Origin of the sequence: Flexithrix dorotheae DSM 6795 (genome assembly GCF_000379765.1) — a bacterium.
GTDB classification, from domain to species: domain Bacteria; phylum Bacteroidota; class Bacteroidia; order Cytophagales; family Flammeovirgaceae; genus Flexithrix; species Flexithrix dorotheae.
In genome coordinates, this window is sequence record NZ_KB903440.1 from 129338 (window position 1) to 155646 (window position 26309).

The 26309-nt window shown below is 37.5% G+C and carries 19 protein-coding genes; 15 read left to right on the plus strand and 4 right to left on the minus strand.

Annotated features, from left to right (window positions below; translation table 11 throughout):
* Nucleotides 1-61: 61 nt before the first annotated feature.
* Entirely contained in the window at nucleotides 62-2623 is a 2562-nt protein-coding gene (locus A3EM_RS0114225) for a PVC-type heme-binding CxxCH protein (protein ID WP_425402060.1), read from the plus strand.
* 13 nt (nucleotides 2624-2636) lie between these two features.
* Nucleotides 2637-3542, plus strand: coding sequence for a sugar phosphate isomerase/epimerase family protein (locus tag A3EM_RS0114230; RefSeq protein ID WP_020528892.1), 906 nt, complete (start codon nucleotides 2637-2639; stop codon nucleotides 3540-3542).
* 78 nt (nucleotides 3543-3620) lie between these two features.
* Here A3EM_RS0114230 and A3EM_RS45845 read toward each other — a convergent pair whose 3' ends face one another.
* Nucleotides 3621-4283, minus strand: coding sequence for an antA/AntB antirepressor family protein (locus tag A3EM_RS45845; RefSeq protein ID WP_020528893.1), 663 nt, complete (start codon nucleotides 4281-4283; stop codon nucleotides 3621-3623).
* A 167-nt stretch (nucleotides 4284-4450) separates the two neighbouring features.
* Between A3EM_RS45845 and A3EM_RS0114240 the strand changes: the two genes are divergently transcribed.
* From A3EM_RS0114240 to A3EM_RS42420, 13 genes are all read left to right on the plus strand, one after another.
* Nucleotides 4451-5041 (plus strand): HAD-IB family hydrolase, encoded by a 591-nt coding sequence (locus tag A3EM_RS0114240; RefSeq protein WP_020528894.1) that lies wholly within the window; start codon nucleotides 4451-4453, stop codon nucleotides 5039-5041.
* Between the two features lie 83 nt (nucleotides 5042-5124).
* Nucleotides 5125-5844, plus strand: a complete 720-nt coding sequence (locus A3EM_RS0114245) for a glycosyltransferase family 2 protein (RefSeq protein ID WP_020528895.1) — start codon at nucleotides 5125-5127, stop codon at nucleotides 5842-5844.
* A gap of 83 nt (nucleotides 5845-5927) precedes the next feature.
* Entirely contained in the window at nucleotides 5928-6308 is a 381-nt protein-coding gene (locus A3EM_RS0114250; RefSeq protein ID WP_020528896.1) for a response regulator, read from the plus strand.
* Between the two features lie 406 nt (nucleotides 6309-6714).
* A complete protein-coding gene (locus A3EM_RS0114255) occupies nucleotides 6715-7281 on the plus strand; it encodes an RNA polymerase sigma factor (RefSeq protein WP_020528897.1) in 567 nt (188 codons plus the stop codon).
* Nucleotides 7282-7429: 148 nt separating this feature from the next.
* On the plus strand, nucleotides 7430-8461 hold the full coding sequence (locus A3EM_RS0114265; RefSeq protein WP_020528899.1) for a FecR family protein: 1032 nt from the start codon (nucleotides 7430-7432) through the stop codon (nucleotides 8459-8461).
* 133 nt (nucleotides 8462-8594) lie between these two features.
* Complete coding sequence (locus A3EM_RS0114270) at nucleotides 8595-12263, plus strand: SusC/RagA family TonB-linked outer membrane protein (protein WP_020528900.1); 3669 nt, start codon at nucleotides 8595-8597, stop codon at nucleotides 12261-12263.
* Nucleotides 12264-12311: 48 nt separating this feature from the next.
* Entirely contained in the window at nucleotides 12312-13952 is a 1641-nt protein-coding gene (locus A3EM_RS0114275; RefSeq protein WP_020528901.1) for a SusD/RagB family nutrient-binding outer membrane lipoprotein, read from the plus strand.
* 159 nt (nucleotides 13953-14111) lie between these two features.
* A complete protein-coding gene (locus tag A3EM_RS0114285) occupies nucleotides 14112-15485 on the plus strand; it encodes a purple acid phosphatase family protein (RefSeq protein ID WP_020528902.1) in 1374 nt (457 codons plus the stop codon).
* A 21-nt stretch (nucleotides 15486-15506) separates the two neighbouring features.
* Nucleotides 15507-16367 (plus strand): glycerophosphodiester phosphodiesterase family protein, encoded by an 861-nt coding sequence (locus A3EM_RS0114290; RefSeq protein ID WP_245576507.1) that lies wholly within the window; start codon nucleotides 15507-15509, stop codon nucleotides 16365-16367.
* A gap of 58 nt (nucleotides 16368-16425) precedes the next feature.
* On the plus strand, nucleotides 16426-18588 hold the full coding sequence (locus A3EM_RS0114295) for a ligand-binding sensor domain-containing protein (RefSeq protein ID WP_020528904.1): 2163 nt from the start codon (nucleotides 16426-16428) through the stop codon (nucleotides 18586-18588).
* A gap of 243 nt (nucleotides 18589-18831) precedes the next feature.
* Nucleotides 18832-20178, plus strand: coding sequence for a sialidase family protein (locus A3EM_RS42415; protein WP_020528905.1), 1347 nt, complete (start codon nucleotides 18832-18834; stop codon nucleotides 20176-20178).
* A gap of 88 nt (nucleotides 20179-20266) precedes the next feature.
* A complete protein-coding gene (locus tag A3EM_RS0114305; protein WP_020528906.1) occupies nucleotides 20267-21199 on the plus strand; it encodes a dihydrodipicolinate synthase family protein in 933 nt (310 codons plus the stop codon).
* A gap of 56 nt (nucleotides 21200-21255) precedes the next feature.
* Nucleotides 21256-22755, plus strand: a complete 1500-nt coding sequence (locus A3EM_RS42420; RefSeq protein ID WP_020528907.1) for a sodium:solute symporter family transporter — start codon at nucleotides 21256-21258, stop codon at nucleotides 22753-22755.
* A 68-nt stretch (nucleotides 22756-22823) separates the two neighbouring features.
* Here A3EM_RS42420 and A3EM_RS0114315 read toward each other — a convergent pair whose 3' ends face one another.
* The 3 genes from A3EM_RS0114315 to A3EM_RS48160 all read right to left on the minus strand — a co-directional run bounded on the left by A3EM_RS0114315 (nucleotide 22824) and on the right by A3EM_RS48160 (nucleotide 25766).
* Complete coding sequence (locus tag A3EM_RS0114315; protein ID WP_211211970.1) at nucleotides 22824-24074, minus strand: BamA/TamA family outer membrane protein; 1251 nt, start codon at nucleotides 24072-24074, stop codon at nucleotides 22824-22826.
* Between the two features lie 88 nt (nucleotides 24075-24162).
* Nucleotides 24163-25128, minus strand: a complete 966-nt coding sequence (locus tag A3EM_RS0114320; RefSeq protein WP_020528909.1) for a CorA family divalent cation transporter — start codon at nucleotides 25126-25128, stop codon at nucleotides 24163-24165.
* A gap of 122 nt (nucleotides 25129-25250) precedes the next feature.
* Nucleotides 25251-25766, minus strand: a complete 516-nt coding sequence (locus tag A3EM_RS48160) for a glycine zipper family protein (protein ID WP_245576506.1) — start codon at nucleotides 25764-25766, stop codon at nucleotides 25251-25253.
* Nucleotides 25767-26309: the final 543 nt, after the last annotated feature.

The window sequence follows — 26309 nt, forward strand, 5'->3', positions numbered from 1 at the left end:
TCCTCACAGAGGATTTATGACCAGATTATGCCTGTTCATTTTCAGTTTTTCATCAATTTTAATGAGTTGTGAAGAAAAAGAACAAGTCGCCAATAATTCCAATTACCCTAAAGTGCTGGATGAGCGTTTGGCGCTTACCCTGATAGATTCCAGCCCCAATGTGAGGACACCTATTGGGCTGACCATCGATCAGGACGATAATTTGTATTTTCTCGAATCTCATACACATACCCCACCCAAAGATTATCAGGGTCCCAAATTTGACAGAATCAAAAAAGGCGTGGATGAAAATAAAGATGGTGTTCCCGAGAAATGGATTATTTATGCCGATAGCATTCTGGACGGGATGAACCTGTGGTATGATCACCATACCATTTACCTGACCCAGAAAAATAAAGTCACTGCTTTCCAGGACACTGATCATGATGGACGAAGTGATGTAAGAACCGATTTATTGACTATGACACGCCCTGAAAATGTGTATGATCATGCCGGAATTTTAGGGATTACCCTTTCCCCGGATGGTTGGCTGTATATTTCAAGGGGAAATACAGGAGGCTATTCCTGGGAGATAAAAGGAACGGATGGATCGAAGTTGGAAGGCTATGGCGATGGGGGAAATGTAATGCGGTGCAAGCCGGATGGGAGTCAGTTGGAAGAGGTGGCTACCGGATTTTGGAATCCATTTAATGTAAAATTTTCGAGTAAGGGGAAATTATTGCTTACCGATAATGACCCGGACAGCCGGGGACCAAACCGATTGATTGATGTGGTTCCTGGTGGGGTTTATGGCTATCAGTCTATTTATGGAGGTTCAGGTGTGCATCCTTTTTTGGCATGGAATGGGGAATTACCCGGAACTTTGCCTTATGCCGCAGCTTTAGGAGAAGCCCCATGCGGATTAATGGATGCCAGTTTCACCAATTTACCTGAAAAATATAACGGAAATATTATTGCTGCGATTTGGGAGGAAAACAATATTGTAAGTATACCCTTAAAAGAAAGGGGGATTTCAGTGGAAGGCAAAACCGAAGTTTTGATACAGGGAGACAGTTCCTTTCATCCGGTGGCTTTTGCTGCCAATAGCAGGGGAGAAGTTTACTTTACCGACTGGGTGGTTAGGCAGTATCCAAATCACGGAGAAGGTAAAATCTGGAAATTATCGGCTAAAGCACAACCGAATTCTGACAACAGAAAAGTAGCATTTGCCAGTCTGGAATCCAGCACTACATACTTTGGAGAAAATGACGATCTTTCCACTGTTGATCAGCTAAAAAATGCTTTAATTTCTAATGATGAATTTTTAAAAGCCCGGGCCAGATTTGTCCTTCAAAAACCTGAGTACGAAGCTAATTTACTCACTTGGATAAATGATGAAAATGCTGAGCTTCGCTTGCAGGCACTGTTGGTTTTTTCAAAATTGGATAAACCTTTGGAAAGGGAAATTTTGCAGGATTTGCTGGTAGATCAAAACGAAGAGGTCAGAAGAATCACCCTTATTTACATAGCCAAAAAATCCAGAACTGATCTCAAATCAGATGTGGAGGTGGCTTTGGCAAAAGGAAAAATTACCTCAGCCTTATTTGAAACTTATCTTTCCACCATCAGGCACTTGCAGCCAGCCTTTATTCAGGCTTATAAGGAACAGGCTGAGACTTCTTCCAAAAGTCTGAAAAGGGAATTACCAGCTGGTTACCTGAGTGGAATTGTCGGGAATTCCAAACTGTCAGATGCTATCAGGGCGGAGGCATTGCCTTTACTCCCTAATGCAGAGGTGGATATAACAACATTAGCCGGATTATTGGAAGGTTCTTCCCCGGTTTTAAAGCAAGCTATTCTTCAAAAATTTAAGAAAACTATTGATGAAAAAGCAGCCAATGCTATCTTAAAAACGGCTCTCAATGAAAATGAGGATAGATTAATCAGGGCACAGGCACTTGTTTCNCTAAGTGTACAACCCGGAGATTATTGTGAGGAAATATCGGCATTATTAAAGGCTGTCAATGATGAATTGATTGAAGAAAATGCCATCAGATATTTATGCCGTTGTGCCAATAATGAGGAGATGAAAACTGATCTTCAGGAAATAATCAACTCGAAAACTGAAAAAGGNAANCTGGCAAAAATNTGGAATTTTTGTAGNGAATTTACCCCGGAAGAAAANCGTCCTCAAAATGATAAATCATGGGAGGATTTTCTGAATNAAGGAGAAGGTGATCCGGTAAAAGGTCAGTTTGTTTTTCAGCAACAAAGAAACCAGTGCCAGNCCTGCCATAAAGTAAATGGCTGGGGAGGGGATTTTGGTCCGGATTTATCACACATTGGAAGCAGCAAAACCAAAAAACAGCTTATTACAGCAATTCTTGAACCCTCTGCGGAAATCGCTCCGGAATGGCAGGGTTGGTTTGTGAAATCAGCGGATGGAAAAATGCATTATGGAAGGCAGATAGATGTGGGCTTCAAAAATGTAGAGTTAATGGGAAGCAATGGAGAGTTTGTGACTTACAAGGAACCATTGGATTATGGAATTACCCCCTCATCCCTAATGCCGGAAGGTTTGGAAAACAACCTCACTGCCAAGGAATTAAAAAATTTAATCGCTTATTTAACTGAATTGAAATAAATTACTACTGACTATGGACTCAAAAATTAACAGGCGTGCTTTCGTGAAAAATACATCCACAATGTTAGCCGGAATGGGGCTTGGTTTGGCTGCTCAGGGAAAATCTAATGAAAAAAATTCACTTGCCGATATTGATAAAAGAAAGGGAATTGAGTTAGCCATTGCCTCAATTTGCCTGGATGGCTTTGGAGATGAAAATTTTAAAAACGTATTTGAAATTGTACCTAAAACTGGCATTAAAAATATAGAATTTAATGTGTGGTATTCCCGAAATTTTACTCCGTCAGGAATTTCTTCCATTATGGATAGGTGTTACGAAACCGGTCTTCGTCCCATCAGTTTACAGGGAACTTCTTTTGGCGGGCATGTAGGTAAAGACGTAGGGCATAAAATGTGGCTAATGGAAAAGGCAAAAGAACTGGGTTGCCGGAGGGTAAAGTTCACCGGATCGAAAAGGGGAACAGCCGGAGGTTTAGAGAGTGTAATTGAAGCTTTAAAAGCCCTTGCGCCAGTGGCTGAAGAAATGGATGTGGTGATTGCAGTGGAAAATCATGCGAATAATAATATTGAAAATATAGATGATTATAAGGCCATATTCGATCAGGTAGATTCAAGCCACATTGGGGTCTGCCTGGATATGGGGCATTTTGATGGAGCGAGTGTGGATAATCTGGAGGTTGTGAAAGAATTTCATGAAAAAATTAATCATGTAGATATAAAAGATACCATTGAGTTTGGCAAGTACAAAACTGTTCCATACGGCCAGGGAGTTACCAAAGGAGAGAAGATTATAAAAGCTTTGGTTGAAAAAAATTACACAGGTTATTTAATTATAGAACAAGCCCCACCAATTGAAGGTATGGATTTAGCCACGGAAATGGAAAGAATCAGAAAAATATTCACACCTTTTGAAAAGTAAAGGAGGGATTAAACCATTTTCCCAGCAGGGTCTTCTTTTTCTTTGAAGAAGGACTCTGCATCTCCCTTTTTTTGCTAATTATTTATCCAGTTTTTTAATATCCTGTTCCGGATGGTGATTCTCCGGTAATTTCCCGGTTTTTTGTTGAAGCACCTCCCGTATTTCATGATGATTGTCCTTATGCAGATTTGTGATTTTATCTAAATCGGTTTCATCTGATTTTTTGAGGATTTCATTGGAAATTTCCACCGCAAAACTTCTGGCTGTCAGCAAAATATTGGGTAAAACTTCATCGGGTAGGGGTTCACCATTGAACAATACTTTCCTGCCTTCGTAGTCAATTTGCATGAAATTTTCCTGGGTATGTCCTTTTTCCAGAAGGTAATTAAGCAATTCTCCTCTTACTTCCTGAAGTTTATCCCAGTATTCAAATCTTTTGTTTGCCTTAAGTTTTGAAAGAGTTTCTTCAGCCTTAATGAAATACTGCCGGGCCTGTTTTCCCTTATCAGACCGCTGTAACATGCTGATCTCTTTGGCACAGGAAAGTGTAAGGTAATAATCCTCTAAAGCTTGCTTGTTCTGGGGGTGTACTTTTTGGTACGGGGTATAGTCTTTCCCTTCCGTAAAACCATAACTAAGCATTCGGATGAACCACTTGGAAAATCTTTCCTTGGATTCGCAAAACTCATATAAGTCTCTGGCAGAGATGACATTACCTTGATATATTTTTATTAATTCCATGATTTACCGGTCAAATAAAGAATAAAATTACACTTCATTTTGGCTAAAACAAAACTGTAATTTCTGTAAGAACAAACTACTATAAACTTCAGGTTCAGGATTTTTGGCTTATTGGAAAGGAGACTATAATTTTAGGTCAAACATTAAATCTAAAAAGATAACTAATCTTGAAAAACCTGGCTTTGTTCGATTTTGATGGTACCATTACCACAAAAGATACTTTTTTAGAAATTATAAAATTTAAGGTGGGGAAAGGAAATTTTTACTTCGGAATGTTATTACTTTCTCCGTTTCTGGTAGCTTTTAAACTGAAAGTTTACCCTAATTGGAAGGCTAAAGAAAAAGTATTAACCTATTTTTTTAAGGGATTAAGTCTGGAAAAATTTAATCGGCTTTGCCTGGATTTTTCAGACCAGAAATTAACGGACATGATTCGGCCCAAAGCGGTGGAAGCCATTAAAAAACATCGGGAAAATGGAGATGAGATCACCATTGTATCCGCTTCGGCTGAAAATTGGGTAAAACCCTGGTGCGATAAAATGGGATTAAACTGTATAGGGACCAAACTAGAGGTGAAGGATGGTAAAATTACTGGGAAATTGGCCTCAAAAAATTGTTATGGGCCTGAAAAAGTAAACCGGGTAAAAGAGATATATAATATTGGTAATTATTCCACCCTTTTTGGATATGGAGATTCAGGTGGAGACAAAGAACTGTTGGCTTTTGTAAACACTCCCGGTTTTAGACCTTTTGAATGAGCAATATTCTAATGGTTCTAAACTTACCATCAATTGGCTGACTTTTAGCAGATTGCTATTTTGTCAAATTATACAGAGATTATATGCAAATATCAAAACTATCAATTCTTATACCCGCCTACAATGAAGCCACAACTATTGCCAAAGTATTAGATGCCATTCGAGAGGTGAATCTAATTGGAAATATTCAAAAGGAGGTTGTACTTATAAATGATTTTTCATTAGATGATACTGAAGAGGTTGTTTTTTCTTACATAAAAAAATATTCAGATTTTGATCTTAAATATTTTAAACATTCTAAGAATAGAGGAAAAGGAGCTGCTTTACATACTGGAATAAGAGAGGCTACTGGAGATTATATGATTATCCAAGATGCCGATCTGGAATATTCTCCCCTGGAATTTAACAGATTATTAAAACCAATCATTAATGATTTTGCAGATGTGGTGTACGGTTCAAGGTTTATAGGGGGTAATCCACATAGGATTTTGTTTTTCTGGCATTCAAGAGGGAATAAATTTTTGACATTTTTATCGAACATGTTTACAAACCTCAACCTTACTGATGTAGAAACATGTTATAAATTATTTAAAAGCAGCCATTTAAAATCAATCAATTTAATAGAAAGGAGATTCGGATTCGATCCCGAAGTCACCGCCAAAATTTCCAGAATTCCAAACATTAGAATTTACGAAGTGGGAGTTTCTTATTACGGGCGAACTTATGCAGAGGGGAAAAAAATAGGAATGAGGGATGGTTTCAGAGCTATTTATTGTATTTTGAAGTATAATTTGCTTCGATAAGGCCCGCTTTACTTTTTTTCTAGGAATTGATTCTAGATATTTGCCGTTTATAGCCCACAATACTAAACAAATAACACCAGAATATGGATAATAATAATTATCTGATCATAGAAGACCAGGATATTGAAACAATGGTAACCTCCAGGTTAATCAAAAAGTGGTTTCCTGATCTGGTGCCTACAGAGAAGAGAAATGGGAAGGAAGCATTGGAATATTTGAGTAATGCTAAAAATAACTTCCCCGGATTGATTATGGTGGATTTAATTATGCCAATCATGGATGGATTTGAATTTTTGGAAAAGTATGATAAAACCTTTCTTAGCAAACATCCAAATACTATTGTAGTCGTTTTTACTACCTCAATTAACCCACGGGATAAAACCAAAGCCCTTTCTTTTAAGTGTGTGAATGGATTTTTAGAAAAGCCTATTGGTAAAGAAGAATTGGCTAAAGTTTTGAAATAATTTTTTTTTAAAAGAAAGTCCTGAATTTTTATTAAATATCTGAATTAATTGGGTTAATTACAGTCTTTTTCTTATTCCATTGCAGGTTTTTACCAAATCAATGCTCATGTTTAGTTAATAGTAAAATTAAACTGTTAACATAAAAATGATTGCTTTACATAATTTCTTTTCCTAATTTGTACCTTACAGAACCTGCATCTATTAAACTTTGCTTTGAAATTCTTAAGAGATAAGGCGGTTTAACTTAATGCTTTCGTAGGTAATTTTAGAATAACCAGTATTAAAATTTTCAATATCCTCTTAATAGGAAAATGGGAATTATTTAATAGAAAAGTAATACAAAAAATTAATTATGAATTGATGGTTTTCCGACCTTTGCAAAAAGGGAAGTCTTTTAATAACTGATATGAATCTTGACGAGAAAAAACTATTTTGCCAATTAAAAAATGGGAGTAGTAACGCTTTTGAGCAACTCTATGTTGCCTACAAAGCCCCTGCTTTCAAATTTTGTTATTCCTTACTGAAGGATAGGGATGAAGCAGAAGGCATGGTTCAGGATGTGTTTTTACAGTTATGGGTAAAACGGTCCAGGTTAAACACTGAGGCAAGTTTTAAATCCTACCTTTTTTCCTGCTTAAGAAATAAAGCATATGATTTTTTCAAATTAGTAAAGCGTAATGAATCATTAAAATCAGACCTTTGGCAAAGAATTAAACTGCTACAGGAATTAGATGAAGAGGAAGATGAGACGCTCGTATTTGAATCTTTGAAAAAGGCTGTAGATACCCTGCCAAATGGAAGGAAACATATTTTGCAGTTACGCTATGAAGGCGGAAAATCTTATAAAGAAATTGCCGAACAACTGAATATTTCCATTCATACGGTGAAAAACCAACTTATTAAAGCCAAACATCATTTGAAAACCCATGTAGATATTAGCCTCATTATGGTGCTAATTTTCTCTATATTTTAAAAAATAAATAAATTTTCTTCAGATTATTTATTTTTCTGATAGTCCATCTTTCCCTTTCCAAAGTAATAGTAGTATTAAAGGTCACAAACGGAATCTGTTCATAAAGATTTAGTTGAGGTACCTGGCTTATTGATTTTTTTAAACTAAGATGAATCAGGAAAAAGCAAAAATAAAGCAATTGATTGAGGATTACCTTTCCAATAAAATTGGGAAAGATGACCTTGATTTGTTCTTAAAAGGATTTAACCAAAAAGCTGTAGAAGAAGAATACGATAAAGTGCTCCATGGTTATTTCAATGAACTAACCATTTCTGAAGAGGAAAATCCCGAAGTTAAATTTCCTAACCCAAAACTTAGGAATGAAGCACAAAAAATTACCGCCTCTTCCATCAACAATAAAAACCGATTTATTAATTCCTGGAAGGTAGCCTACAGAATGGCAGCCAGTTTTATTTTAATTGGAGGATTTGCCTATTTGTACTGGAACTATTCAAATGAAAATACCGGAACAGAAGAAACCGCTCCAGTAATAAGTATGGAAGAAAGAATTATTCCTCCGGGGAAAAAAGGTTCTTTTACGCTTTCTGACGGGAGTTTTATCCATATGAATGCCGATAGCCGATTGAGTTTTCCGCAACAGTTCAAGGGTGAAAATAGAGAAGTAAGCATGACGGGAGAAGCCTATTTTGATATTGAGAGAGATGAAAACAGACCATTTATTATCAATACCAACCATATAAAAATTAAAGTATTGGGGACTTCTTTTAATGTAAAAGCTTATAATGGGGAAGATGAAGTGTCTGTTACGGTGGAAAGTGGGAGAGTGCTGGTAAGTGAAATTGCAGAAAACCCTCAACAATATGAGCTTACCGTAAAGCAAAAAATAATATACAATACTACCACTAATACTTTTCGGGTAATCACGGATGATGCTTTAGCCGATTTGGACTGGAGAAAAGGAATTCTAAAATTTAACCAGACTTCTTTTAAGGAAATTGAAAAGACGCTTGAAAGATGGTATGGAGTAGAATTTATAGTTGAAGATCCTTCCATTTATCAGAAAAAGGTAAGAGGGGTACATCACAATGAAAGCCTTAAGGCTGTATTGGAATCACTTGAATTTGCATTTGGGATAAAATACGAAATAAAAGATAAAACAGTAAAACTGAAAACCAGATAAGCTATGATAACAAAGTATAACACATCTTAAATTGTGCAGGAAATAAAAAACCGCATCAGAACGAAATTTTGGCCGATCTCATCTGATGCGATTACTTAAGAATTTTTTATAAATCCCTAAACATATCAAAAGTATGAAATTTAAAACAATTACTAAAAGATTGCTCATGCGATTATTTTTGCTGGCAGTAATTACGTCATTAGGTGCGAGTTTCGTTTTTGCGGATTCGCACGGACAGAGTCTGAAAAAGACCAAAGTTAACCTCAAAAATAAAAGAGGTAGCGTTTCCGAGATTATTGATGAAATATCTCAGGAATCGGGGTATGTATTTCTGTATGATAACCAGTTGGAGACTGCCTTGAGCCAAAAGGTTACCATAGAAAATGCAGAAAATTTGCATAATATTTTAACTGACATTTCAAAACAGGCTTACCTTGAATTTAGAGCGGTAAATCAAAATATTACCATAAGGAAAGGGAAAAGAGCCATTAAATCTGTAGTAAAAGAATTAGATCCGATCATGGTTTCAGGATTGGTTACTGATGATGTAGGGGATCCTTTGGTAGGGGCTACAGTTTTATTAAAAGGTACTACTCAGGGAACAATTACTGATGTTGATGGAAAATTCCAAATGCAGGTTCCGGATGAAAAAGCAGTGCTTGTAGTTAGTTTTATTGGTTTTGTGGATCAGGAAATTGTAGTGGGAAATCAAACCCAATTTGAAATTAATCTTCAACTGGATGCACAGCAACTTAGTGATGTAGTTGTAACGGCATTGGGTATTAAAAGAGAAGAACAATCATTAGGATTTTCTGTAGGTAGAGTTGATGGGGAGGAAGTAACAAGAGTTGCTCAGGAGAACGTATTGAATGGTATCGCTGGTAAAGTACCTGGTGTGGTTATTAATTCTACTGGTGGAGCAGGTTCTTCAGTAAGTATGGTAATTAGAGGTGCAACTTCTTTGAGTAGTGACAATCAGCCTTTATTTGTGATTGACGGTGTTCCTATTTCAAATACATTGAATAACGTATCTCAATTTGGAGACCGAAATACTGTGGATTATGGAAATGCTATTTCGGATTTGAACCCGAATGATATCGAAAGTATGTCTATTCTGAAAGGTCCAAGTGCTGCAGCACTTTACGGATCAAGAGCTGGAAATGGAGTAGTTATTATTACTACAAAATCTGGGAAAAAAGCTAAAGGAGTAACTGTAAACTTAACTTCAAATACTGTATTTGATAATCCTTACAAATATCTTGATTTCCATTCTAAGTTTGCTACTGGTGTAAGACCTTATACTCCGGATAATAATCCCTATCCAGGTGGTCAGTTAATAATTGAAGAAGGATCTGCAGCAGGTGTAGGACCAAGACTTGATCAGGGGTATACTGCAGTTCAATGGAATAGTCCTTTGGATGAAAATGGTAATCCAATTCCAACTGAATTGAGATCTTATGAGAATAATGTGGCCAATTTTGTGCAAACTGGAATCAATACCACCAATGGTATCTCTCTTTCCAATAGCAATGATATATTGAATTACCGATTGGGTTTCACTAATATGACTAGTAAGGGAATTGTACCTAATTCTGATCTGTACAGAAACAATTTCTCTTTGAACTCTTCCATTAAGGCAAGTAAAAAACTGACAATTAGTAGTGTTATTAATGTGAACAGGACCTGGTCAAATAACAGACCTTCAGGAAACAGAGGTACAAACCCATTAGAAGCAGCTTATAAAGTTTCTCCACATATCAATATCCTTGATTTGAAGGACTACTGGGAACCTGGTCTGGAAGGTTTACAACAGCGTTCGCAAGCTCCTGGAGATTATAATAACCCTTATTTTCTGGCCAATGAAATTAACAATAGCTTCACCAGAGACAGGGTATTTGGAAATTTGATGGCCGAATATCAAATTACTCCTGAAATTAGCTTGATGGGTCGGTACGCTTTGGATCAATATACAGAGGTTAGGGAAACAAAAGGGGCGAATAGTTATACCAGAGACAGAAATGGTATATACGGTGTCATGGATTTAAGAAGATATGAAAGAAATGCTGACTTCCTGGCTTCATATGGCAAAGATGTAGGAAACTTCAATTTTAATGTATCTTTTGGAGGAAATGCCAGATATAATTTTAGCTCGAATTTATCCAATTCAACTACCAGGAATTCAGGTTTAATTGTTCCTAATGTATTTACCGTAAATAATATCCAGGCCGAAACACTTGCCAAAAGTAGCTATTCCAGTGAAAAAGTTGTTTATAGCCTTTATGGTATTGCCAACTTAGGTTATAAAGATATGGTTTACCTTGACATTACAGGAAGAAATGACTGGTCAAGTACTTTACCCGCGTCTAACAGATCTTATTTTTACCCATCAGCAGCATTGAGTTTACTATTGAACCAAATGGTGGATTTAGGACCAAATGTTGATATGGTGAAATTGAGAGGTGGCTGGGCACAGGTAGGTAATGACACTGACCCATATTCTCTATATCCTACTTTGAATGATGCAGGTGGATGGGGAGGCCTTCCAAGATTAAGCTATTCAGGTACCTTGCTTACTCCTGATTTGAAACCAGAAATTGCTACTTCATGGGAAGGAGGTCTTGATTTAGGATTATTCAATAACAGGTTAAGATTCGAAGGAACTTATTATGTAGTGCAAAATGAAAACCAGGTATTAGGATTGACACTTCCTCCTTCTTCCGGATATAATTATAAGCAAATTAATGCCGGTTTACTTGAAAGTAAAGGATGGGAATTATTAGTTGGTGGTACTCCTGTACAAGGAGAAAACTTCAGATGGGATGTTAACTTTAATATCTCCAGAAACAGGACTAAAATTCTGGAATTGAATGATGGAATTGAAATTTTCACACTTTGGAGTGATGCTAAAGGTGGTGCATGGACTTACGTTGGAGAAGAAATAGGGGATATTTATGATAGGGAACTAGTCACTGTAAAAGATCCTAATTCTCCTTATTATGGTTACCCAATTTTAGATGAAAATGGTTCATGGCAGGATATAGGAGCAAATGAAACCAAAAACAAAATTGGTAATTTCAATCCTAACTTTTTAGCTGGTTTACAAACTTCGCTTTCGTATAAGAACTTTGCGCTTAACATGACATTTGACTGGAGGAACGGAGGACAATTTGTTTCCCAAACCTACAGATACAGCGAATCTGACCTTAAAACACAAAGATGGCTGGATCAGTTAATCCACCCTGGAGATAGAGAAGGAACAGAGTTAAGAGACTGGTTAGTGGCTAATGAGGAAACCATGATTAAGGATGGATTCAATATTGTTGGTGGCCCTGGAGATGAGTACGGAGGTTATCCTTTCACCTATGGGGTGACAGTAAATGATGGGGTGTTTAATCCTGGTGTAATTGCTGAATACGATGAGGAAGGAAATGTAGTAGGTTATACTGAAAACCTTGGAGGGGCTGATACCAAAATTATTCCTTATGCTGATAATTATCCATGGAACTTTACAAAAGCATCTACATTTGATGCCGATTATGTAAAACTAAGGGAGATTTCTCTTTCCTACAGCTTGCCAAAAACTTTCACTGATAAAGTTGGCTTGCAAAGAGCAAATGTAGCTGTATTCAGTAGAAATATCATTTTGTGGACAAAAGCTAAAGTAGGAATAGATCCTGAAAATGCTTTCCAACCAGAAGCTTCTGTACAGGGAAGTGGTATTCAGTTTAAGCAGGGAATTGAGCGATACAATATTACGCCATGGGTTATCCCTGTAGGTTTTAAACTGGATTTAACTTTTTAATCACCAATCTTATTTAAAAGGTTTTTAGAAATTAAAAGAGCATTAATAATGAAAATATATAATATAAAAATAGCAGGAGTTTTACTGACTCTTCTCTTATCAGTATTTTCCTGCCGGGATCTTTCAGAAGTAAATGAAAACCCGAATGGAGTGGATCCGGAAACAGTAAATCCAAACCTGATTTTAACTACAGTTTTGACTGAAACCGGGAAAAAAGTGGTTGATCTTGGATTTGGGGAAATTGCCGGAGTAGTGCAGCACACTCAAAAAGATGCCTGGTTTAGTGGTCATAACGATTATGACTGGGCAAGCCAAAGTTGGTCGGACTATTATTCTATTTTGGTAGATAATCAAAAAGTTTATGATAAGTCTGTAGAATTGGGTTTGGAATTCCAGCAAGGAGTAACGCTTGTAATGAGAGCTTATTTATTTGGCTTAATCACTGATTTATGGGGTGATGCGCCATATACCAATGCCATTCAGGGTGATTTAGGAGGTAGTGATTATTTATTGCCGAGTTATAATAGTCAGTCAGAAATTTATCCTGGAATAATTGCTGATTTGGAGCAGGCCAATACTTTGTTATCGAAAAATAAAGACGATTACGATCAAATTTATTCAGATGGGGATGTGATTTATAATGGTGATCCTGCCAAATGGAGAAAATTGGCTAATTCTTTGAAATTGAGATATTACATGAGGCTGGCAGAAAAAGATCCAGGCATGGCGAAAAGTGGTGTGGAAGGGATTTTAGCTAATCCGGGGCAATACCCAATTATTTTGAGCAGTGATGATGATGCTGTAATGGATTATCTTGATGATAAAAACAGCAATTCATGGCCAGGTAATACAGAACTTTCTGATCCTTCAGGAAGTGGTTACAGAAGGATAAAAATGTGTGCTACTCTAGTAGAAGCCATGCAGGCTAAGGATGACCCAAGATTGGGATTATGGGCTAAAAAAGTAGAAATTCCTTTAAATGTAGATGCTAGTTTACCAGCTGGAACTGACGAAATAATTGATGGTGTTCGTTATTTGTCACCTGACGTTGTGGGAGACGAGCTAGTGGATACAGACCCAGAATATGTTGGGTTACCTCCATCAGTTTCTGCCTTACCATCTGCATACAACCTAAACCCAACTCCTGGACAGTTATCGTATAACCCACACGTTTCTTATCTGAATGAAATTTATACTGAACCAAGTGGGGATTTATTAAAGTCCAGATTAATGAGTGCAGCTGAAGTGAATTTTATTTTAGCAGAAGCAGCTCAAATGGGCTGGTCAACAGGTGATGCTAAAACTAATTATGAAAATGCTGTTAGGGCTTCTTTTGAAGCATGGGGTATTCCTGATGACTATGATGCTTATATTGCTGGTGAGGCAGCTTTTGATGGAACAATTGAGCAAATCATTGAACAAAAATGGATTGCCAGCTGGACTGCTGCTGCAGAAGCCTGGTTTGATTACAGAAGGACTGGATTCCCGGAATTAGAGGCAGGACCTGCTGCTAACAGAAGTGCACTTCCAGTAAGGTTTTATTATATGCAGGATGAATTAACCATTAATGAAACTAATGCCATGGAAGCAGTGAATAAGTTGGAGGAAACAGCTTATACACAAGCTGATGGAAAGAATAGTGCCTGGGCCAAATCATGGTTATTACAGGGAACTAACAAACCATGGTAACTTCGGATTAAATTCAATATGATATACAGGATAGTGTCATGCTATCCTGTATATTTTTTTGATCTTTCTTTAAAAAAACTTTTGCCTTTTTGGGTCCTTTCTTCAAAAAAGCCAGCTGAGTTCAAATAATATAGTTTATACGCTACAAATACAATCAATATGCGAGTTTTAGGTTACATACACATTATTAACCTCTTTGTTATCCTTGTTTTTTTTACCAGATGCAATCAACCTGCTCACGATCATGACCATGATCACGGACATCATCATCATTCAAGCAGTTATTTCGATGGCATATCTGATAAACTGCTTTTCCCCTCAAAATCTCCGGATAGGGTAATCCTAAATTTAACTGCCAACCCAATGGAAGCTGTGGCAGTGAATTGGAGAACTGATACAACAATCACCAGTGGAGTTGTTGAAGTAGCCATTGCTTCAGCAGGGCCAGAGATTAGACAAAATCCCAGAAAGATAAATGCAAAAACTTCTTTTCTGAAATCACAACATGAAAATGAACCAGAAATTTTTGCCAATTACCATGAGGCAATCATAGATAATTTAAAACCAGGTGAAAAATACGCTTACAGAGTAGGTCAGGGAGATTCCTGGAGTGAATGGTATCAATACCAAATGCCGGATCCTGAAAATAGACCTATTTCATTTATTTATTTTGGTGATGCCCAAAATGATGTCAAATCAATGTGGTCAAGGGTTATTCGCGAGGCCTACAAAACTTTGCCTGAAGTGGACTTTATGCTCCATGCAGGTGACCTGATTAATAGACATAACCGTGATGTGGAATGGGGAGAATGGTTTCATGCAGGTGGATTTTTACATGCTATGGTTCCCAGTGTGATGACTCCTGGAAACCATGAATATAAAAATGTAGTACTTTCCCCTCAGTGGAAACCACAATTTAATCTTCCCAAAAATGGTCCGAAAGGCTTGGAAGAAACCTGCTATTTTATTGATTATCCGGATTTTAAGGTTATTTCCCTGGATGCGGAACAGATTGATGAATCTGAGGCCTTTAGAGATGCCCAAAAACAATGGCTTGATTCACTGCTTGCGGCTAACCCTAAAAAATGGACAGCTATTACTTTCCACTATCCAGTTTTTTCTACCAAACCTAATCGGGATAATGAAAAGCTTAGGGAATATTTCAAACCTATTTTTGATAAATATAAAGTGGATATTGTACTTCAGGGACACGATCACGCTTATGGCAGAGGAATGGTGAATAATGTACCTACCGGATCGAATGTGAGAGAACAATCTTCAGGAACCATGTATGTAGTTTCTGTAAGTGGCCCCAAAATGTATGATGTATCTGACGATGAATGGATGGAAAGGAGAGCTGGAAATACACAATTGTTCCAGATCATTTCTATTGAAAATAACATCCTTTCTTATGAGGCTTTTTCAGCCGATGGGAAATTATACGATGCTTTTGATCTTCAAAAATCAGAAGGAAAGCCAAACAAACTGGTAAATAGAATTCCGGATGTTGAGGAGCGACTTCTCGAACAATAATCGATTTATTCTTTTTAAATTATGATGAAGATTTCAAGGCAGTTTTTATTAAGCTTTTTGAGCTTAATATTCATAAATTACTATGTTTCAGCACAAGCTAGGATAGCTGAGCTAAGGGAGGCTTTTTTAGATCCTCATTCGGAAAAGGTGTTGGTAGCTGCTCACAGAGCTGCCCACAATGAATTTCCGGAAAATTCTATCGCTGCCATTCAGAAAGCAATTGATTTAGGGGTACATATCATCGAAATAGATGTAAAAGTAACTAAAGATGGCATTCCCATTTTGATGCATGATGGTACGATCGATCGAACCACTACCGGAAAAGGAAATCCGGAAGGTTTCACTTTTGAGGAGATTAATCAGTTCTTTTTAGTTGAAAATGGGAAAGCAACTACCCATAAAATACCAACCCTTGAAGAAGCTCTAAAAGTGTCTCACGGGAAAATTTTGGTGGACCTGGATTTAAAGTCGGAAAAAATCTATCCGATTATGGATGTGGTAGTGAAAACCAATTCCATGGAGAATGTTTTCTTTTTCGATAGCGATTATGAAGTCCTAAAAAAAGTAAAAGCAGAGGATGAAGATTTTATGCTGATGCCCAGGGCTTATTCTCTGGAAATGGCTGATTCTGCAATAGCCTTATTTGCTCCGGAAGTGGTGCATATCGATCAAAAATTTTATACCGAAAAGGTAGTAACAAGTATCCGCAATGCTGGAGCAAGAGTGTGGATTAATGCTTTGGGTAAACCCGATCAGGCAATCAGGGCGGGGAAGATTTCATCCGTAATGGAAGAACTCCTAATTTATAAAGCCAATATCATCCAGACGGATGAGCCGAAAAGGTTACTGGAGTATTTAGAAACCAATCCGGGTACCAATTAAGGGATCACCGGATGTTCAAAGGGAAACACTTGAAGTGAATTTTAAAAATATTAATCAAATGATAAAAAAATTATTGTGGTTATCATTTACCATCATAAATGCAATGGTGGCCACGGTATCCTCAGGACAGGTTTTGGATGTACCCTTCAGACAGGCTACTTCTGTTAAATACAACTTGGCTGCTGATTTGGAAGGTGCTGAATTGAAAAAGGTAGCTGTTGATTACAACGACATTGTCTATGTATTGACAGACCAAGGGCTGTATAGGGATTATTTTGGCGAAAAATTGTCCAAAGATATGACATACCATTCCCTTTCAGATAAAACTCCTGTTGATATTACCATTCAGGAAGAAAATGGAATTCTGTTCTATCTTTATGAAGATCAATTCCTTACAAACAGCTTTGCAGGAACGATTTATACCGAAATCCCAAAAAACACTTTTAACCGGATAGCGGTTAATAAAAATCTTGAAATTCTACTTATAGGTGGAAATAAAGGTAGTATTTATAAGGAGAAGAAGAAGGTAGAAGATAATAATTTACCCAAAGGAGAATTCATTGAAATTTATACTTACAAGGGTGAATTTTATTACCTGACTAAAGAGGAATTATTCAGGTTAAGTAAGGGCAAGTGGGAAAGTGTACATCAAGGTAAAGCCATGACTTCCATTGCTTTTAAGGCTGACGAAATTTATGTAGGCACAAAAGAAGGGTTTTATACAATTAGCATTTTCAATGGAAAGCAAATAGCGGCACTTGAATCAAAATTGCCTGTTCCTGAAATTTCAAAAATGATGTTTGTGGGTTTGGATTTATGGTTTTCTACCGGAGATGGAGCCTATAAAAAAGAATTGGACCGTTACCGGTATTTTGCCTCAAAAAGATGGCTGGATAATAATAGGGTGACGGATATGGCTTCGGATAGTAAAGGAGACCTTTATTTTTTAACACCTACCGGTCTGAATAAAGTGGAATATATCACCCAGACACTGGCAGAGAAAGCTGAATTTTATCAGGATAATATCCGAAAATATTTTATGCGCTATGGTTTTGTTTGCGCACCCAGAATTCCAAAACCATTCGATGAGACTTCTGCAAAAGTTGTGGACCATGACAATGATGGACTATGGACCTCCTTTTATCTGGGAAGCCAGGCTTTCCGGTATGCCACCACCGGGGAACATATAGCCAAACGTTATGTATGGGAATCATTTGAAGCATTTGAAAGATTACTGACTGTAAATCCATTAAAAGGATTTCCTTCAAGAACTTTTGAAAGAGCAGGGTATAAAGTAGCAGACCTTGACCGATGGAGACCATCAGAGGAAAAAGAATGGGAATGGAAGGGAACCACCAGTACAGACGAGTACATTGCCTACCTGTTTGTTGTGGCGGTAATGGATCAGTTTATTGCAGAAACTCCTGAGGAGAAAAAGCGTGTGGCTGATTTTATAGATGCCATCATGACGCATATCATTGAAAATGATTATTATTTTATTGATGCTGATGGTGAACCTACGCTTTGGGGAAGATGGAACCCTGACTATGTGCATCAGTTTCCAAGAAATGTTTATGACCGAAAGCTAAACAGTACGCACCTGATTACAGGCCTGCAATTGGCATATGCACTTACAGGCAAAGAAATTTATAAAACAGAGGCGTTCAGGATGATGGATGAGCACGGTTATTTCCAGAATATGATTACTCCCATGAGTGAAATGAGACCGGATACCGTGAACTATGACGGAATTATTATGGGAGATTCCTGGAATCATTCCGATGATGAAATGGCTTTTTTAACTTATTGGCCAATGTATCACTATGCTTTTAATGATACCTTGAAACAGCATTATTCGGAAATTATAAGAGACCACTGGACTGTGGAATTACCAGAAAGGAATGCGGCATGGCACACACTCACCTATGGTACATCAGGACAACTAAATGTGGAGGATGTAATTTGGCATTTGCAGGAATTCAAGCTGGATTTAATGGACTATTCTGTTAGAAATTCCCATAGAAAGGACCTGGATTATTTACCGGAAAATTTCCGTGGGCAAACAACCAAACAACTGTTGACTCCGGGAGAAAGAAGAACTCACCGCCATAATGCCAATCCTTTTGATCTTGATGGTGGCGGAGATGGTACTTCCAAACTGGCTGGAGATGAGTTTTTGTTACCTTACTGGATGGCGAGATATTTAAAAATTATCAGGTAGTGTGAAGCAATTAAGCTTCAGATGTAGGATTCCTGGTAATGCTTTACCCTTGGTAGGCTGATTTAAAGGGTTTTGGGAAAAGTAGATCCTTTGCCTTGTTCAGGTTTGTAACCCGGTACTTTAAATAAATTAGCAGAACTCTGGAGAATTTTATGATTTCTGTGAGATATTGTAATCTATATGATATTTTGAGAATGTTTACAAATAATTCTTTAGCAGAAGAAAGAACCAAAACCACAAAATATGAAACGAGCCTTATTACCATTATTGCTGATTTTTGCCCTGGCATGTGCCCAGGTCAAAACGGAACAGGAAGCTAAACCTGAATTTCAGGAACAGATAATTTTTCCTGTTCAAAATGACCATGTTCATGGCCCTACGGTAGTGGAATTACCTAATGGGGATATCCTTTCAGCCTGGTTTCAGGGTTCTGGAGAAAGATGGGCTGATGATGTACAAATCATGGGTGCCAGGCTTTCAAAAGGGGATACCACTTGGTCGGAGCCTTTCTTAATGGCCGATTATCCCGGCTTTCCGGATATTAATCCCATGATGTTTTTGGATAACCAGAACAGGCTTTGGTTGATGTGGTATGCTGTTTTAGCCAATTTGTGGGAAACCTCCTTACCCATATATCGTTTGTCTGAAAATTATGAAAATCCCGGTGCTCCGGAATGGGATTGGCAGGAGGTAATTTTAGTAAAACCCGGTGATAAAACGGAAAGAGGCATTCAGCCAAATGATCGTTTCGTTTTGGGTGCACAAAAGCAATTGGAGGAATATGAAGTTTATCTGAAGGAGGAAATTTACCCCAATATTTCAGAAGAATTAAAAGCAAAATACATTAAAGGTTGGGCTGAATACAAATCCAAAATAGACAGCTTGGCTAAAGGGGAAAACATGATGAGAAAAGGAAGGGCCAAGCAGGACGGGCAAAGTTCAGCATTGGTGCTCGGATATCCCCTTTCCAGAAGAATTGGCTGGCAAACCAAGAATAAACCCCTTATTGTTGGAGAGAGATTAATTGTGCCATTTTATTCAGATGGATTGGATTGTTCCATTTTCGCCATTTCCGATGATTGGGGGAAAAACTGGCAATACAGTAATCCTGTATTGGGAGGAGCAGGAATTCAGGCGGCAATGGCCATTAAAAAGGATGGAACACTTGTGGCTTATTTGAGAGACAATGGGCCTCCACCCCAGCGAATCCAACTTACCGAATCTAAAGATAATGGTCTTACCTGGTCAATTCCAAAAGATACCGCTCTTCCAAATTCGGGTTCAGGCTTTGATATGGTGACTCTGGCAAGCGGGGAGTGGGTAATGGTGTATAACGATTCTGAAGAACACAGGAATAACCTTGTAGCGGCCATTTCTGATGATGATGGCCAAACCTGGAAATGGAAGAGATTTCTTGAAAATGATCTTCGGGAAGAAGAGGCCACCAGGAGCCATTACCCTGCTGTAATTCAGGGGAAAGACGGACGTATTCACGCTATTTACAGCTACCATCATAACGACAGAAAAGATAAGAATAAAACAATAAAGTACGCTTCCTTCACTGTAGATTGGGTGAAATCCGGAAGTTAAAACAAAGGGAGAGAAACCAAAATATGTATGTATTTTAGTTTGACTATCCTAATTACCTAAATAAAAATTTAAAACGAATAAATAGAGCATGGAAAAATTACCTGGAGGGTTCTATCCTGTGATGGTTACCCCATTTAAATCGAATGGTGATATTGATTGGACTGCGTTGGATCAGTTAATTGAGTTTTATTTGGATGCCGGTTCAACAGGACTGTTTGCAAATTGCCTTTCTAGTGAAATGTATCAGCTTTCAAATGAGGAAAGATTGCAATTAACCAAATATGTGGTAGATAAAGTAAATGGTAGAGTGCCGGTGATGAGTACTGGAACATTTGGTGGAGACCTGGGCAAACAAGCTGAATTTATCCATACAATGTATGACACGGGAGTACATTGTGTGGTAATTATTACAAGTCAGTTAATTAATGAGGAGGAAGATAATAATTTATTGAAAAGCAGGCTTGAAACTCTTATTTCTAGTACTGGAAATATCCCCCTTGGTGTTTATGAATGTCCTTCACCATTCAAGCGGTTATTAACTCCTGAAATTTTGAAATCACTATCGGCTACTGGTCGGTTCATTTACCATAAAGATACTTCCTGCGATATGGACGATATCATTCCCAAATTAGAGGCGGTGAAGGGAAGTAATTTTGGATTTTTTAATGCCAATACACCTACAGCACTTGATTCCTTAAGGGCAGGTGTGGATGGTATTTCGCCAATATCCGGAAATTTCTATCCGGAATTGTACAGCTATTTGTGCGAAAATTTTGATAAAGAAGATAAAGGCAGAATGGCATATTTCCAACAGAAACTATCTCTGATGGATGCGGTAACCAGAATTTGTTATCCTTTTTCAGCTAAATGGTTTTTACAAAAAAGAGGCTTAAAAATGGGTACAGATATGCGGATGAACCATACCAAACTGCATAGTGAGGAAATCAGGATTATGGAAAGCCTGGAAAGTGAATTTGAGGAATTATGCGGAGTTTATGGCATTGAAAAAGTAACTGTTTAGGTGCTTTTCCATTGCTTCAGAAAGAGATTAGTTAAAAAAATAACTCAATTGTAAATATGAATGAGACTTTAGGCGGGATAGATCTTGCCATATTAATTAGCTATGGGATAATTTTGATAGGAATGGGCTGGTATTTTACCAGAAAGACCAAAACGGCTGAGGCATTTATGGTGGCCAGCCGGTCAATTCCTGCCTGGGCTGCAGGCCTGGCTGTAATGAGTGCCTATACCAGCAGTATTTCATATATTGCGACTCCGGGGAAGGCTTTTGATGACAATTGGCATCCCTTGGTTTTTGCTTTATGTATTATTCCCATTGCATGGTTGGTTACTAAATATGTGATTCCGTTTTATCGGAAAAACCAGACCATTTCAGTATATAAGTTTTTGGAAAACCGACTTGGCATTTGGGCCAGGGTTTATGCGGCCTTTGCCTTTGTTTTCTTTATGATAGGCAGAGTGGCTGTAATTCTTTACCTGGCAAGCTTATTACTGGGCAGTTTTATGGACTTTTCAATTGTTTACATCATTATCATTTTAGGTGTTGTAACCATTTTATATACCTTAATGGGAGGAATGGAAGCCGTAATCTGGACGGATGTTATGCAATCGGTGATTATGATTGTGGGGATTTTGTATTGTGCTATTTCACTATCCATTGATATTTTCCAGGGAGAAAATAGTCTGGTTAGTCAGGTGGATATCACTGGAAAATTTTCATTGGGAAGTGCAGATTTTTCCTTTAGTTCCAGAACCCTCTGGGTGATGATTATTTATGGTATCACAGAAAATGCCCGGAACTTAATTGCCGATCAAAATTACGTGCAAAAATACTCTTCAGTAGGTTCGGAAAAAGAAGCTAAAAATTCTATTTGGCTGGCCATGGTAATTTATATTTTCCTAACCATCATTTTCCTTTACATTGGTACTGCCCTTTGGATTTATTATAATGGAGAAATGAATGCTTTACCCGCTGATATTGTAAAAGGAGATCAGATTTTCCCATATTTTATCGCTACTGTAGTGCCTGTAGGGTTGAAAGGTTTAATCATTGCCGCAATTATTGCAGCTGCTATGAGTACTGTAGATTCTGCTTTAAACTGTTCTGCCACTGTTTTACATCTGGATTTTTACAAAAGGTTTTTCAAACCAGAAATGAGCAATGATCAGGAAATGAGCTTTCTAAGGTGGAGTACTGTGGTTTGGGGAGTATTGGGAACATTATTCGCCCTGGCCATGATTAATGCTAAAAGTGCATTGGATATCTGGTGGCAGATTTCCGGAATTTTTGGGGGAGGAATTCTTGGGTTGTTTTTACTCGCATTAAGTAAAATTAAGCTGAGCTTTATCCAGGGACTTTCCTGTGTGGGAGTTTGTATTCTGGTCATTATATGGGGAACTTTTGTAAGAGATTTAACAGGATCTTTGGAATGGATGAATTGTACCATAGACCCTATTTTGGTAGGTGCATTGGCCACCTTTTGGATGGTTGCCATGGCCCTGGTCATGGGGAAATTGAACAAATCTAAACCTGAACAAGTAATCAGTCAGATTTAGATAAGTTTAAATTTGCCACCATTGATTTTGAGAATTTTTGTGTGATTTAAATTTTGCATACCTTATAACTAAAAAGTTTCTGAGGCAGCAAGATAAAAGCCACTTGATTTTTCGCCAAATCCAAAATCAACGGCCAGGTTTGTACGAGATTTTTTATCAACCATAATCCTTAATCCCAAACCGTAGCCAGGCTTTACCGAATCGAATAATTTCAACGATTGGGTAGGGCTACTGGCTGAGGTGGCATTTACAAATAATACTCCTCCCAAAATTCCTCCACAAGAGGAGATGGGGAATCGATATTCAGCTTCGGTGTAGAAATAATTATTCCCCCGAAATCGACCCTGGGTATAACCTCTTGCGCTTCTACCTCTTTGATCGTAGGCTGTTGCGGGTAATATCATATATGGAAATTCTCCTTTAGGTGAAAAATTTCCCATCACCCAAAAGGCCATCAGATGTCGGGGATTTTTTTTGGACAATCCATGAAAACTTCTGTACTCGAACTGATAAAAATTTCCGCCAACTCTGTTGCCTAAAAACTCAAATGCCCCCCGCCAACTGAGCTGAATATAATATCCTTTATAGGGATTAATCATATTGTCCCGATTGTCAAAGACAAAATTCATATTTAAGGCCGAAGAGAAATACTTATCTGTATCGAAACCAAAAGTGGTGTTATAGGCATAATGACTGGTAATGAGGGAATCACCGGGAGTTAATCTTAGTTTTTCATCTTCAATTTTTGAGTATCCATCCAAGTGGTAACCCACACCCAAATAAAGTGATTCTTTAATTTTAAAAGACATGGACTGATGGAGTCTGATAAAATTAAATTTCATAGGTTGAGCCAGGGAATCAACACTTGTTTCTAATCCTCCTAAATTATATTGAAAATCCAAAATTCCCCCATCCGGAGCATTTGTACCAAGACCATAGGTAGATTGAGAAAATACCTGAAATCTCCAGTCGCCACTAAAAAAAATCTTGTTGTCTGTAGTATAAATATTGTTTTTCAATAAAAGGAGGAATTGTTTTTTGGTAGTGACCTGGGCACTTCCTGAGAAAATAGAGTATAATTTACTTCCTTTTGTACGAAAAGCATACTGTCCTCCTACACCCAGCATAAAACCATTGGCGGGGTTGGAGCCAATTATGGGGACCAGCAATAAAGAACCGGATTGTTCTTTAGCAGTTTTTGGTGGTTTGTTCCTCCATTTTCGTATTAATTCTGGTACATCTGTTTGAATACAGGTAGTATCAGCCACCTGGGAAAAGGAATGCTGAGGAATAATTAAATAGCAAAATGAAAAAATCAAATATAAATTCCATTTAATAAAATTCGAATGGGGTATGTCCATTTTTACGGTTTTCGTTGAAATACAAAAGTATTTGTTTGAAATAGCATTATTCAAACCATCCTTGTTTAAAAAAATAGCCGATAAATCCTAAGGTGATAAAAGCCATTATAGCCAGGGTAATATGATAACCGTAAGTTATATTCAATTCCGGCATATTTTGAAAATTCATTCCATAAATTCCAGCAATTAAAGTCAGCGGGACAAAAATTGCCTGAATGATCGTAAGCAAATTAATACGTTTGTTGGACTTTTCCTGAAGTAATAGGAGGTAATGGTTGTGGAGAGATTCGAGTCGTTGTTCGGTCTGGTCCAGGTTATTTTTAAGAATTAAGGTTGTATTCAACAAATCCTTAAAAAATGTATTATAATCACTTTCTTTGTCCAGTATTTTCTTTACGGGAGGAAAATTTAAAGTAAAGTGAAGTTTTTCCAATACCCGGGAGAAGTCGGAAAGTTGAGATTTTAGCGGAAGGAAATCTTCTGGTTCAATTTCATGATGCTTATGATCAAAATCCTTTGCAAATTCTTCAATGTTTTCTCTATAAGATAAAATTAATTTAGCCTGTGATTCAAGAGTTTGGTTAACCAGGATATAAAGCAATAAATTAGGTCGGATTAAATTTTCCTTGTTTTCAATGATCACGGATAAATCCTTCAAATACACATGGTCCAGGCTTTTACTAGGTTCATGGATAAAAAATACCAGGTTTTTTAATCCAACCACCCCAATAAAATTGATAGCCTGGTCAAGCTCGGAAGAAAAATAAGCAATTTCACCATAAGTGGTTTCTCTAAAAACCTCAAACCGGATCCGTTCCTTAGGATATGGAAGGCTTTGTAAAATTGATTCTGGGATTTGGAAGGACTCTAAAAATGTGGCAGCTTTATTTCGGTCAGCAGTTATTACATTAAATAAGTATATGGAATTTTTATCTTTCAGTAAATCGGGAAAATCATAAGATTCAAGCACCTTCACACTTTCCTGATTAATTTTCATAACCCTAATTTCCATGTGGTTTTCATTTTTGATTTGTCATAAAAAAAATTCCCGGACCAAATAAGCAGAGTCACTTTTTCAGCCCGGGAAATTGCTCCTGAAAATTATTATTTGTACTAAAATGAATAATTTAATGCTTATTTTACGGTATATCCTTTTCCTTCCAGGCAAGCACTGTAAGCCTTATTAAAATTGGCCATTAATTCTTTTTGTTGGGCTTCAGCTTCTGCGTTATTATGTTGTTGTTCCACGGCATCACCATAAGCTTTGGCTCTTCTTCCTCTTAATCCTCCTACCACTGCTCCAATGGCAGCTCCTTTTCCTGTATCACCGGCTATGGCTCCGATTGCGGCTCCTGCAGCAGCCCCTCTGGCAGCTCCAACTACAGCCGATCCATCAGCTGATCTGTCTACCTGTTCGGCCTGAATCTGGGGGGGATTGATGGGGTCAACACCGGTCTCGCTCATAGCCCATTTGTAACATTCCAACTCATCGGCATCCTGAGTAGCAGCATCCTGACCTTTTGAAGGAAATACATATAAACCCAGACTTTTCCCAATATTTACCGATTCACTTGAGGCTTCCTGAGCCATTGATTGGGAAATAAAGGCTATAAATAATAGTATCGTTAAATTAAATCTATTGCTTTTCATAATGATTAAGTTGTAATTCAAAATTAATAAAAGGAATAACCCAGCTGTTCCAGGGCATCTGCTTCATTATAAAGCGTATAACTTTTTACGATTTTACCATTTTCAATCTGGTAAAGTGTATTGGCAAAAATAGTCACAGCGGCCTGGTCTTCACCTTTATAAACAATATGAAGCTCGGCCCAGTTAGATACCCATTCACCTTTATTTTCCCCTTCAGGAATATGCACAGCGATGTTTCTGGAGCGGTTATATTCAATTTTCTCATACAAATTCTCCACATTATACTTCCAGCTTTCCACTGCCAAAGCTTTATCAATAGAGTCACCATAGGAAGGACCNACACCAATATAATCATCACTCAATAAATTTTCCATNGTGGTATAATCCATGGCCTCCACAGCATCCACAAATTTTTCAATCATGGCTACATTGTTAGCAGAATTATCCTGATGCCCACAGCTCAGAAGAAAAATGAATGAACCGAAAAGAGATAAAACAAATATTTTTTTCATTCGAATAGTGTTTAATTGGGTATATTTAATT